12 protein-coding genes are annotated in these 12,208 nt (G+C 53.4%); 6 read left to right on the top strand and 6 right to left on the bottom strand.

The genetic code is table 11. The annotated features are described in order from the left end of the window. The first annotated feature begins 123 nt into the window (after positions 1-123). The 4 genes from QUD59_RS15265 (at position 124) to QUD59_RS15250 (ending at position 3,544) form a co-directional block, all read left to right on the top strand. Entirely contained in the window at positions 124-1,896 is a 1,773-nt protein-coding gene (locus QUD59_RS15265; RefSeq protein WP_286238023.1) for an acyl-CoA dehydrogenase family protein, read from the top strand. A 223-nt stretch (positions 1,897-2,119) separates the two neighbouring features. Further along, positions 2,120-2,836: a YebC/PmpR family DNA-binding transcriptional regulator gene (locus QUD59_RS15260; protein WP_286238022.1), complete on the top strand. Its 717-nt coding sequence runs from the start codon at positions 2,120-2,122 to the stop codon at positions 2,834-2,836. 148 nt (positions 2,837-2,984) lie between these two features. Continuing rightward, positions 2,985-3,266, top strand: a complete 282-nt coding sequence (locus tag QUD59_RS15255; RefSeq protein WP_286238021.1) for a damage-inducible protein J — start codon at positions 2,985-2,987, stop codon at positions 3,264-3,266. Next, positions 3,266-3,544, top strand: coding sequence for a type II toxin-antitoxin system RelE/ParE family toxin (locus QUD59_RS15250; RefSeq protein WP_286238020.1), 279 nt, complete (start codon positions 3,266-3,268; stop codon positions 3,542-3,544). The genes QUD59_RS15255 and QUD59_RS15250 overlap by 1 nt, the downstream gene beginning before the upstream one ends. Before the next feature lie 277 nt (positions 3,545-3,821). Here QUD59_RS15250 and QUD59_RS15245 read toward each other — a convergent pair whose 3' ends face one another. From QUD59_RS15245 to pdxB, 5 genes are all read right to left on the bottom strand, one after another. Continuing rightward, positions 3,822-4,385 (bottom strand): hypothetical protein, encoded by a 564-nt coding sequence (locus QUD59_RS15245; protein WP_286238017.1) that lies wholly within the window; start codon positions 4,383-4,385, stop codon positions 3,822-3,824. A gap of 68 nt (positions 4,386-4,453) precedes the next feature. Then, positions 4,454-4,705 carry a hypothetical protein gene (locus QUD59_RS15240; RefSeq protein WP_286238016.1) on the bottom strand — a complete coding sequence of 84 codons (252 nt, stop codon included), beginning with the start codon at positions 4,703-4,705 and terminating at the stop codon, positions 4,454-4,456. Positions 4,706-4,754: 49 nt separating this feature from the next. Beyond that, positions 4,755-5,867 carry an ATP-NAD kinase family protein gene (locus tag QUD59_RS15235; RefSeq protein ID WP_286238015.1) on the bottom strand — a complete coding sequence of 371 codons (1,113 nt, stop codon included), beginning with the start codon at positions 5,865-5,867 and terminating at the stop codon, positions 4,755-4,757. Further along, positions 5,860-6,567: a flagellar brake protein gene (locus tag QUD59_RS15230; protein ID WP_286238014.1), complete on the bottom strand. Its 708-nt coding sequence runs from the start codon at positions 6,565-6,567 to the stop codon at positions 5,860-5,862. Before QUD59_RS15230 ends, QUD59_RS15235 begins: the two co-directional genes overlap by 8 nt. A gap of 49 nt (positions 6,568-6,616) precedes the next feature. Continuing rightward, on the bottom strand, positions 6,617-7,753 hold the full coding sequence (gene pdxB / locus QUD59_RS15225; protein WP_286238012.1) for a 4-phosphoerythronate dehydrogenase PdxB: 1,137 nt from the start codon (positions 7,751-7,753) through the stop codon (positions 6,617-6,619). A 559-nt stretch (positions 7,754-8,312) separates the two neighbouring features. Between pdxB and QUD59_RS15220 the strand changes: the two genes are divergently transcribed. Further along, positions 8,313-9,959 (top strand): methyl-accepting chemotaxis protein, encoded by a 1,647-nt coding sequence (locus QUD59_RS15220; RefSeq protein WP_286238011.1) that lies wholly within the window; start codon positions 8,313-8,315, stop codon positions 9,957-9,959. 189 nt (positions 9,960-10,148) lie between these two features. Continuing rightward, a complete protein-coding gene (gene trpB / locus QUD59_RS15215) occupies positions 10,149-11,351 on the top strand; it encodes a tryptophan synthase subunit beta (protein WP_286238009.1) in 1,203 nt (400 codons plus the stop codon). A gap of 314 nt (positions 11,352-11,665) precedes the next feature. Here trpB and QUD59_RS15210 read toward each other — a convergent pair whose 3' ends face one another. Further along, the gene (locus tag QUD59_RS15210) at positions 11,666-11,965 is read right to left on the bottom strand and encodes a hypothetical protein (RefSeq protein WP_286238007.1); all 300 of its coding nucleotides are present in this window, start codon (positions 11,963-11,965) and stop codon (positions 11,666-11,668) included. Between the last annotated feature and the right edge of the window lie 243 nt (positions 11,966-12,208).

The following is a 12,208-nucleotide window of genomic DNA, read 5'->3' as shown; positions in this document are numbered from 1 at the left end:
AGCGCTTTGGCGAGGCGGGATCGCGCTGCTGTGACTCGCTTCGTCCTTTTTAGCCGCTTTAACCCGTTACGGAGCAACGGCCAGGGGAATAATGCCCGCGCTCCTCTTTTAAGAGAGAAGAATATGAGCACCTACACGCCACCACTACAGGATTCTAACTTTGTACTGCAGCAACTGATCGGTCTCGATCAGCTATGTGCCGACCTGAACCTCGACGAGGTTAACAGTGAACTGGCCGGTGTTGTGATTGAAGAGGCCGGTAAACTGGCGGCGGATGTGCTCGCCCCGCTGAATCTGGCCGGCGATCAGAACCCGCCCGCTCTGAGCGACGATAAAGTTGAAGAGAGCCCCGGCTTTGCCGATGCCTATCAGCAGTACGTAGAGAACGGCTGGGCCACACTGACCGGCCCCGAAGCATTTGGCGGACAAGCCCTGCCCAACGTACTCGGCACGGCGGTAAACGAACTCTGGCACAGTGCGAATATGTCGTTTGCGCTCTGCCCGATGCTCAGTCAGGGCGCCGTAGAAGCGCTGATTGCGCACGGCGATGAAAACCTGCAGCAGCAATATCTGCCCAACCTGATCAGCGGTGAATGGACCGGCACCATGAACCTGACCGAACCCAATGCAGGTTCCGATCTGGCCGCCGTCGCCGCTAAGGCCGTGCCAGAAGGCGATCACTACAAGATCAGCGGTCAGAAGATCTTTATCACCTGGGGTGATCATCAGATGGCTTCCAATATCGTTCATCTGGTGCTGGCACGCCTGCCGGATGCACCGGCCGGGGTTAAAGGGATCTCCCTTTTTATCGTGCCTAAATTCCTGCTGGATGAGCAGGGAGAGCCCGCCGGGCTAAATGATGTGAAGTGCATATCACTGGAACATAAACTCGGTATTCACGGCAGCCCGACCTGCGTTATGAGCTTTGGCGATAACGGCGGTGCCACCGGCTATCTGGTAGGCGAAGCCAACAAAGGCCTGAGCTACATGTTCACCATGATGAACCATGCCCGTCAGTCAGTCGGCCTGCAGGGGCTTTCCATCTCTGAACGCGCCTACCAGCAGGCCCGTTTGTACAGTCAGGAACGTTTTCAGGGCAGCGACCGTGATGGCAACAAAATCGCCATCATCAACCACCCGGATGTGCGCCGGATGCTGATGGCCATGAAAGCCGGTAATGAGGCGATGCGGGCACTGGCTCTCACCGCTGCAGCCGACATTGACCGTGCGCATCACGGCGATACTGCAAGCCAGAGCCGGGTTGAACTGTTTACCCCGATTGTTAAAGGCTGGATGACCGAACTGGCGCAGGAACTCACCTCGCTGAATGTTCAGGTTCATGGCGGCATGGGCTTTATCGAAGAGACCGGCGCAGCACAGCACTACCGCGACGCCCGCATTCTGCCGATCTATGAAGGCACCACCGGCATTCAGGCACTCGATCTGATCGGTCGGAAAACGGTCTTTGATAAAGGTGCCGCGGTGCAGCAACTGGAAACCGAAATTCAGGCCACTGTTGAGAAACTCAGCGCAGCCGGCAACCCGACCCTCAGCACCCTTGCTACACAGTTGAACAAAGCACTCGGGCAGGCACAGCAAGCCACCCGCTGGATACTGGACAGTGCCGCAAGCGATAAGCAACTGATGGGTAATGTCAGCGTCGATAACCTGATGATGCAGGGCTATCTCTGCGGTGGCTGGCTGCTGGCAAAAAGCGCCCTGCTCGCCCACCAGCTAAACAGCAGCGAGAACGACTTTGGTCCGGCGTTTCTTAGCGCCAAAATCTCAACCGCTGCGTTCTACGCCGATTACTACCTGCCTCGTGTAGGTGGTCATGCAGAAACGCTGCTGAGCGGTTTGCGCCACACCTTTGCGCTGGATATTGATCAGCTCTGATTGTAACCGGCTTTTTCACATCCCGGGGAAAGGATTCCCCGTTGATTTCTTGCTCGTCGTATAAAGCAAGATGCCGTTTGCCCTCCCTCTGTCGGAGGGCTTTTTTTGGCCTGCGCTTAAGCCTCCCGAGCGCTGCGGCATTTGAATAGCGCTTGAGGTTTAAACTCGGGCCACTTAACGGTAGAATTTTCACCCTAAAATTATCAGTGTATGGAAGAGCAGAATGGGTCGTGCTTATCAGAACCGTAAAGAGTCTATGGCGAAAACGTCTGACGCCAAGGCCAAGGTTTACAGTAAATTCAGCCGCGAAATCTATGTATGTGCCAAAGCCGGCGGGGGAGATCCCTCAGGTAACCTGGCACTGGCAAGCCTGATCGAACGTGCCAAGAAAGCCCAGGTACCGGCGCACGTTATTGATAAAGCACTGGATAAGGCAAAAGGCGGCGGCGGTGAAGACTTCTCCCCGGCCCGTTATGAAGGTTTTGGCCCCGGCGGCTGCATGGTGATTGTGGAATGTCTGACCGACAACCCGAACCGTACCTTTGGTGATGTGCGTAACTGCTTCAACAAAACCAAATGTAAAATCGGTTCTCAGGGCAGCGTAAGCCACCTGTTCGACCACAGCGCGATCTTCGTATTTGACGGTGACGATGAAGAAGCCGTGCTGGAAGCGCTGATGATGGAAGATGTGGATGTCAGCGATATCGAATGTGAAGATGGCAAGATCACCGTATTCGCGCCTCACACCGACTACTTCAAAGCGAAAAAAGCCCTGCAGGACAGCATCGAAGGTCTGGATCTGGACGTGGATGAGATTCAGTTCGTACCGCAGACCACCTCTCCGGTCAGCGAAGACGATATGCCGATGTTCGAAAAGTTCATCGATATGCTGAACGATCTGGAAGATGTGCAGAACATCTACCACAACGCTGAAGTCTGATCCGCGATCAGTAAACAACAGAAACCCCGGCTAATCCCGGGGTTTCTTTTTTATTGGCCCTGTCCGGTCGAATAACCCATGGCGACCCCGAATTGCCCACACCAGATACCAGTGCTAACATTTGTTAGCACAGCAAGAGGTAACGATCATGGACACCCGAATCCAGTTCCGTGTAAATGAAGAAACCAAGCGACTGGCTCAGCAGATGGCGGAAAGTCAGGGTCGAACTCTGAGTGATGCCTGCCGCGAACTGACCGAGCAACTGGCAGAACAACAGCGAAAAGCACTGTCTCATGACGCCTGGTTAACTGAGCAGATAAACCAGGCTTTCAAAGCGCTGGATGCCGGAGAGACAACCTTTGTCGACCATGAATCTGCAAAAGCTCAAATGGAGGCACGCAAAGCCAGAATCCGTAACCGGAGCAGGTAATGATTTTATGGGAGGAAGCATCGCTTAACGACCGGGAAAAGATTTTTGAATTTCTCTACGATTTCAATCCCGACGCAGCAGAAAGAACAGACCAACTGATTGAGTTAAAAGTAGAAAATCTGCTTCTGCAAACATTGATGGGCGTGCAGAGAGAAGGAATTCCGGGGCGACTACTGATCATCCCTGAAATTTCAATGATCGTATCTTACTGGGTTGACGGTGGTAACATCCACGTCATGCGAGTACTCCACCAAAAGCAAAAATTTCCTCTCGACTGAGCAATATTTCCTGAGGAACCGGACAAATAAAAACGGCGCTACAGAGTGTTCTGTAGCGCCGCAAAAAAGACCAATCAGAGAAAGAAACCCAAAATCCCCAAACAGCTACTGATCAGTCATCCATTCGCTGGATAGTATGTAGAACAGCGCTGACTAAGAAAGTTCCCTCTCCCCGTCATTTATTTTCTGCGCCTGTCTCTGACCTGCTCCCCCGCCCTTCAGAAACAAAAAAAACCCGCACTGACGATCAGGGCGGGTTTTGCTCAATCAGGGCTGCTTATTTCATGTTGTTCATGGCTTTGAACTTAGCCATCAGCTCAACTGGCTGCTTTTTCTTGTTGCTTTTGTTCAGCACGTAAACCACTGTCTGACCCTGTGGGCCTGCAGCGATCTGAGTGAAACGGTAAGGCGCTTCACCTACGGTGCGTACGTCTTCCATATCTTCCAGTGTGCTGAATACGTACAGACGGCCATCTTCGCCGCGCATTTCGCCGTAGAACGCTTCAGACGCTTCCAGTTTGCCGTTGTACATGTCGATACCGGCAATACCGGAGGTTTTCTTCTTGTCTTTACCGGTCAGACCGAAAACCAGCGTCTCGCCTTTTGGGCCACCGCCGATGAAGACTTTACGGTAAGAAGTTTCACCCACTTCCAGGAAAGACTGGTAAGTCGCAAAATCGTCAAATACATAGTGACGGCCTTCGTGCTGTACTTCGTACAGATCCTGGTTGTTCAGGTCTGCTACCTCTTTTGTCTCTTCCTGTTTAGCCTGGTTTGACTGGCAACCAGTCAGCGCGATCATTGCGCCTGCAACAACAGCACCTGCGATCAGTTTTTTCATGGGAGAAGCCTCATAAATCATCAATAAAAATCAGAGGCACTTTACTGAGCAAAGATTACAAAACGATGTCAGTTTGACTCATCCATCAAACTAAACGTGATAAAGGTGGTAAACAGCAACAACGCCACCATCAGTGGCGGATAGGGGAAAAACAACATCAGACAGAGGGCAGCAATCCACAACAGTTTGGCCTTACTGCGCTTGGCACGATGGCGCCGGGTAAAGAAGCGGCGATAAAAGTGTTTTTCATCAGGGGTCCTGTCCCGCATCCAGCCCGGAGCAAGCAGCATCAGCAGAAAGGCCAGAAGATGTCGGAACACAAGCTCCCCCTACGCAAACAGAAAACCTTCTATCAGCATAGGGGATCGATCAGTAATCTGCCACGCGGTAGAGCACGGAATCATGGTAACCGGTGGTCACGGCAATCACACCTGAGAGCATCTGGTTCACTTCAGGCACGCCGCTGTCCACGATCAGTGGCCGGCCTTCCAGTTCCTGCAGCTTGGTTTTAGTGGCGATCACATGGATATTCTGTTTTCCCAGCCGCTGCAGCAGTTCCGGGCTGAGCTGCTGGTTGCCACGACCAATAATGTGTCCCTGACCGCCGATCAGTGTAATGACGATCTGGCAGGGCTCACCGTCGGTCAGTTCGAGAAGTTGCTGCGCCGTGCAATCCGCAGCGATCAGTTCACCATCACGCACCAGATCCACACCGAGCAGGGTATTTGGCAGCCCCATCTGCTCCATCACCGCAGCAACGGTAGAGCCGGAACCCATAATGTAATAGCTCTCCGGGTCCATCCGCTCGATCATATCGGCTGCGATATCATCCAGCACCAGTTCCTCTGATTCGCGGCCACCATTTTTAACATGCTGCAGGTAACGATGTTCCTGCGGCACCCGCAGTTCACCATAATATTTGGCGCGAACGGTACCGGCGCGGAAGGCTTCTTCATCGATATCCCGCACCTCCTGATCGCCCAGTGTGACCAGCTCACCTTTTATCAGCATGGCAATAATCTCACCCGCAGCTTTTGGTGTGACCGCATAAACCCCGGAGTGGATCTTAACCCCGGCGGGAACCCCCAGCACCGGAACCTCTTCAGCGATCGCCTCGCAGATATTCCGCGCTGTGCCATCACCGCCGGCAAAGAGGATGATATCCACCCCGGCCCTGACCAGATCATGGGCTGCATTGAGGGTGTCCTGAGCCGTGGTTTCGCCGCTTTTAATCTCACCGATCACGGTCGGCTCGAAACCGGCCTCACGGGCGATATCTGCGCCCATCTCGGCCGGATAAGTTACCAGTTCCAGTTCCAGCCCTTTTAACACCTCAAGTGCCTGCAGGGTTCGCAAGCCGGCTTTGGGTTCCGCACCCAGCGCCAGTGCCTGACGCGCGGTGTTCTCACCATCGCTGCCTTTAAGTGCCACACTGCCACCGAGCCCCGCCAGGGGGTTAATAATCAGGCCAAGCTTAAACACCGATAATCTCCAGATGTCCGGTTTCGATTAAAAATTGCTGATAAACAAATCCCGCCAGAATCAGATGCGTCTCATCATCCAGTTCAAGGAATTCAACGCCGTGGCGAACCACCTTAGTGATCCCGCCCTCGGTCGGCTGCACGCTGCGAATCAGGGCCGGTGCCAGCACCACCTGATCCACACCCGCCACCTTAAACCGGGTGGTCACAAACAGTTTATCGCCCTGCTTACCGAGGGTTGCCGGGGCATCAATGCAAGCGCCTTTCAGGCTGATATCGGAACAGTAGGCGTTGACCGGCCAGTCCAGACGCAGGCCTTTACCGGTTTCAAATTCATCGACAGAGACCAGCAGGTTGACCGGGACACGGGTATGACTGCGAATTCGCCGTACCTCAGTATCCTCAGGGTATTCAAGATGCCAGTAGGCGAAAGGCGCGGTCTGAATCTTCAGAATGCGGGCGCTGAAAGCGCAGATAAAGTTGCCACTCATCAGACGCACCGTAACCCGGGCACCTTCATTAATAGCGCCATTCATCCGCGGTGCCGTCACCATCATGCTGCCGTTTTCACGGTAGCCCAGCAGTTGAACGCTGTAGCGGCCCCGTGGACTGCGGGTCTCTATCTGTACCTTTTCGCCAATACGGGGGTTGAGTTCGGCCAGTGTACGGACCGTTTTTAATTGTTCTAGCGCTTCTGCCATCTGCGGGTTCAGTATTCGGGGTAAAACAAGGTGCTATAGCTTACGGGATTTAGTCGCGCTCTGCGAGCCGAAACCCGAGCCCCTTGAGCAACTCAGGCTGCCGGGAATCAGCCACTTCCAGAGCCGCAAATTCACGCCGCACCCGATAGCCTTTGCGTAACTGATCAAACGCTTTTTTCTGTGCATCAAGCGGCAGGTTAAGGGTTTCACGCAACAAGCGATCATCCTCACGCGGATCATAAATCAGTTGCATAATCTCCAGCGGACTTCGACCCTCCTCCGGGGTCCAGGCCAACTCCGCTTCGGGCAGGAAGTCGTTCAGTGATTCCCCGCACGCTTCACCCAGATGCCGGCACAGCGCCTGATAGAGCATATAGGTGCCACGAATCTTGCCATCCAGACTGTAACCGGCAATATGTGGCGAGACGATCGCACAGCGTTGCGCCAGCGCCGGATCGACCGCAGGCTCGTGCTCCCACACATCCAGTACAAAGGTCAGATCAGAGCGCTGCCGGCCGATCTGCAATAACGCCGTGTTGTCGATAACCGGGCCACGACCGGCATTGAGTAATATCGCGTTTTCGCGTAACCGGCCCAGTTGCTCAGAACCGAGCAGATGATAGCTGGGATGCTTACCGGAACGGGTCAGAGGTGTATGGGCGCAGATAATATCGGCCTGCTGCAGTAAGCTGTCCAGCTCAACAAAACCAGATTCCTGTTCAGCACGCGGCGGATCATTCAGCAGCACCTTATATCCGAGTGCCTGTAAACGGCGCTGCAAGCGGCCTCCCACATTACCGACACCGATAATGCCGTAAACCCGCTCTGCCGGGTTAAACCCCTGCTGGGCAGCCAGCAGAAAGATACAACTGAGTACATATTCCACCACCGCATCAGCATTACAGCCCGGCGCGTTGCTGAAACAAATCTTACGCTGTGCCAGATACGCCTGATCCACATGGTCGGTGCCGATGGTTGCCGTGCCCACAAACTGCACCGGGCTGTCTGCCAGCAGCGCCTGATCGACACGGGTCACGGAGCGGACCAGCAAGGCATCGATCCCCACCAGATCAGCCGCGCCGATCTCCCGTCCCGGACGCAGTATGACCTCGCCAAAGCGGGAAAAAATCTCGCGGGCCATCGGCATATTTTCGTCGGCCAGAATTTTCAGTTTTTTGTTCTGCAATTTATCGCTCTCCGGGCTTTACAAACAGGCTCAGATCAGGCTCAATGCGCGGTTTTCGACGCATTTAACCCACGGCCCAACCGCCGTAAACAGGTACGGATTTTCAGGTGATAATACGCTGGCAGAAAGATCAGGACTACTACATCGTCAGGATGTATCAGGACCTGGTTGGCGATTGGATCGTCGCCCAAAGCTGGGGCAGCTCACCGGAGCAGAAAAATGCCTGTAGCCAGACCGTTATGTCATCCTGTCAGGACGCGCGCGTTCTCGTGCGAGAAATACGTAAGCATCTGAAATCCGAAGGTTTTCGTCTCGTTGTACGGGAAGAGACCCAGCTTGGATTCGAATTTGACCCCTGCCAGCTTCAGGAACTCGAGCAGTCTGCTGGTACGCAGTCCCCTCTCCTCTTCCGGTCACCGAACCTAAATCAATAATCCCCCGCTTTATACAGCATCTTCGACCAAAGTCCAAAGCCGCTCGAAGCCTCTCTCTGATAGATTGCTGCTACTGTGTATGTGTACACGCCAATCTTTATAAAACAATAAGATATTAAAGAGTTATGAGCGGAAATTTTGTTGCCTACTATGTCAAAGCAATCTGTCTTGTTCTGCTACTGAGCCTTGTTGCCGCCGCAGCAGCTTACTCGATGGGCACAGGTACCACCGAGCTGATCATCATCATGGTGACCAGCCTGATCGCAGCGCTGATCGCCTTAGGCGTGCTGCACCAGAGTCTGCTGGGCAAGCTCAGGCGCGATTTCCAGCATCTCGGCTCTGTTGAGAACGATCAACTGGAACTTCTGCCGGCACTTCTGGGCGATAAACTCAGCAGCAAACGCGCAGACGACACCAGTAAACGCCTCTCCTCCAGCGCCAATGCCAATGCCGTTGCCGCTGCTGAAGTCTCCTTTTCTGCAGATACACTGAAGACCAAACTGGACACTCAGGTTCAGGAGATCAGCGCGATCGCCGAGAACTCTGAACAGATGACGGTGACCGTGCAACAGTCGGCTCAGCAGGCCGAGATCGCCGCCGAAATGGCGATCAGCGCAAAAAATACAAGCGCTGACGGCCAGCAGGCCCTGACCGGTGCTATGGCCACGATCCGCGAACTTAACTCTCAGGCCGCAGAGACCCTCAGTCTGATCGAGCAGTTAAATGAAAAATCCCTGAAGATTCAGAATGTCACTCAGGTGATTGAAGAGATCGCCGAACAGACCAACCTGCTGGCTTTGAATGCAGCTATCGAAGCCGCCCGCGCCGGCGATCATGGTCGCGGCTTTGCCGTGGTAGCCGACGAAGTACGCATGCTCGCTTCCCGCACCGCGAGCGCTACCGGCGAGGTGGAAACCATCGTTGAAGAGATTCGCACCGAAACCCAGCAGGTTGTCCAGCGCATTCAGTCCCTCTCTGCAGATGTAGAATCCGGCACGGCGGCCATGGAACAGATCAGCGAACAGCTTGGCGGAATCAGCCATCAGTCCGCTGAAGTAGAAGCCCAGATTTCGGTGATTGCCGAAGGCGCGCTGGCCAATCGTCAGAATCTTGAGGTGATCTTTAACTCCCTGCAGACAGTGCGTGGTGAGCTGGAACAGAGCGATGAAGAGGTCAGCCAACTGGCGCGTCAGGCCTCCGCCCTGATGGAAGCCGCGGAAGATTCCAATGCGATTCTCGCCTCCGCCTCTGAAGACAACTACCACCAGCCATTCTTTAAGATTGCCCGCGAAGCGGCTGACCGGATCGGGCGTGCCTATGAGCAGGCCATCAGCAGCGGCCAGATCAGCGAGAGCAACCTGTTTGACCGCAACTACGTGCCAATTGAAGGCACCAACCCGCAGAAATACAGCACCCGTTACGACAGCTTTGCCGACCGTATACTACCGGGTCTTCAGGAACCGGTACTCAGCCTGCATGACAAACTGGTATATGCGATTACCACCGACCCTAACGGCTATATCCCGACCCATAACAACCAGTTTGCCGCACCGCCCTGCGGTGACTATGAAGTGGATCTGGTGAAGAGCCGCAGTAAGCGTCTGTTCAACGACCGTACCGGTGCACGCTGCGGCTGCCACACCCAGACCATGCTGCTGCAGACCTACAAGCGTGATACGGGCGAAATCATGCATGACCTCTCTGTGCCTATCTACGTTAACGGCCGTCACTGGGGTGGCCTGCGTATCGGCTACTGGCCGGATCAGAACTAAGCCGTTATTCTCTCAGAACTTATTTTCCGTTCGCCCGGGTTTGAATATCCGGGCAAATCGATATAATCGATTCACATATTAATAAAAACGGGCGTTGAAAAAGCCCGTTCGCTGCCTGCGGTCAGGCCAGCCTTCGCCACTCAAAACGGAGGAAAAAGCCGCAGCCACTTTGATTCGACAGGATAAACGATGAGTAAATTTGAATACGCTGAGATGCCCAACCGGGATGGTTTCTTTGGTGAATTTGGTGGTCAGGAAATACCACCTGAACTGAAGCAGATCATGGATGAAATCAACAACGCCTACGAAGAGATCCGCAGCAAGCCGGAGTTCCAGCAGGAACTGGACGCCCTGTTCGCCGATTATGTTGGCCGTCCGAGCCCGATCTACCATGCCAAACGCCTGAGTGACAAACTCGGCGGCGCGCAGATCTATCTCAAGCGTGAAGACCTGAACCACACCGGTGCGCATAAGATCAACCACTGTCTGGGCGAAGCCCTGCTGGCGAAATACATGGGTAAAACCAAAGTCATCGCCGAAACCGGTGCCGGTCAGCACGGTGTTGCCCTGGCCACCGCCTGCGCTCTGGTAGGTATCCCCTGCGAGATCCACATGGGTCAGGTTGATATCGAAAAAGAGCACCCGAACGTCACCAAAATGAAGATTCTGGGTTGCAAGCTGGTACCGGTTACCCGCGGCACCGCGACCCTGAAAGACGCCGTTGACAGTGCGTTTGAAGAGTATCTGAAAGATCCGGTCAACTTCATCTACGCGATCGGTTCTGTGGTAGGCCCGCACCCGTTCCCGAAAATGGTCCGCGACTTCCAGAGCATCATCGGCACAGAAGCCCGTGAACAGTTCCAGTCCCGTCATAACAAACTGCCGGACTACATCACTGCCTGTGTCGGTGGTGGCTCCAATGCCATGGGCCTGTTTACCGCCTTCCTCAACGACGACAGCGTGAACATTGTTGGCGTAGAGCCGGCCGGTAAAGGTCTGGATACCCCGGATCACTCCGCTACCCTGACCCTGGGTAAGCCAAGTGCGATTCACGGTATGAAGTGCTACGTACTGGAAACCGAAGATGGCGAGCCGATGCCGGTTCACTCCATCGCTTCCGGTCTGGACTACCCGGGCGTTGGCCCGCAGCACTGCTACCTGAAAGAACTGGGCCGTGTTCAGTACGAAACCGCATCTGATGAAGAGTGCCTCAACGCCTTTATGACCCTGTCTCAGGTTGAAGGCATTATCCCGGCACTGGAAAGCTCCCACGCAGTAGCCTGGGCGATGCGCAAGGCACCTGAGCTGTCCAAAGACCAGACCATTCTGGTCAACCTGTCCGGCCGCGGTGACAAAGACGCCGACTACGTACAAGAGAAGCTTGGATTGTGATTTAGAAACATCTAGAAAGGTTTAGTTATTGTTTTTTATGAGGTTTGCGCAAGCTCATCATTTCTAAACCTTTCTAGAGCCATTCTAAATATTTCACACAATTCACACAAATATCACACAAATCCTTTCCTTTGATCCCTTACCTCTCTCCACTTCAGAGGTCGAACAAATTCAGCGCTCATAGAGTCAATAAAGCTTCCCCTAAAGACTCCAGGGCTTACCAGCCTATGCAAACCCGCTATCAGTTGATGCAAATAACGCCAGGCAGCCAAGGAGGTTCACGGCGCCCCATAAACCCCCTTAGCGAGGCTTATTTAGTGATGGCCCCAAGCAAGCATCTGTATCTTACGGAACTTCCCTTGCAGATCATCCAGAATAGAAGCTAACTCATCACGGCTTTTCTCAGCGAACTGATCCCCATTGCAGAGATCCACAGAATATTGCCAGCCAGAGCAGGCGATAACACCAATCCTCAAAAGACTTCTATCCATCTCTGCCTCGCTGTGTGGTACACTGTTTTTGCGAATTCTTTGCGAATAAGCACTGGAGTTCGAGGTGGCCGCCAAAACTGCCTCGGACTTCACTCCTACTTGTTGCTGCTTCGTCCCTTCCATTTTTCTTACCTCAGTTGTTAAGTGTCAGCGAAGAATATCAGCGAATTTTCCTTTTGAGAAGCCTGAAAAAATTTTGCATTTTCAGTTTAAGCCCACTTAGCAATAACTCCAGTTATATTAATTTTAACCGTCTAATCACTTTGTCAATAAACCCTTATTATTTAAAACATTAAAGCAAGACATTTAATTACCATTATAATTAATCAATTAAAAAATTGATTCTCAAAAATGGACAAAAACAAA

This window comes from Neptuniibacter halophilus, assembly GCF_030295765.1.
GTDB lineage: Bacteria > Pseudomonadota > Gammaproteobacteria > Pseudomonadales > Balneatricaceae > Neptuniibacter > Neptuniibacter halophilus.
Note: the sequence above shows the minus strand (reverse complement) of the source record. Positions and strands in the feature narration are given on the sequence as shown.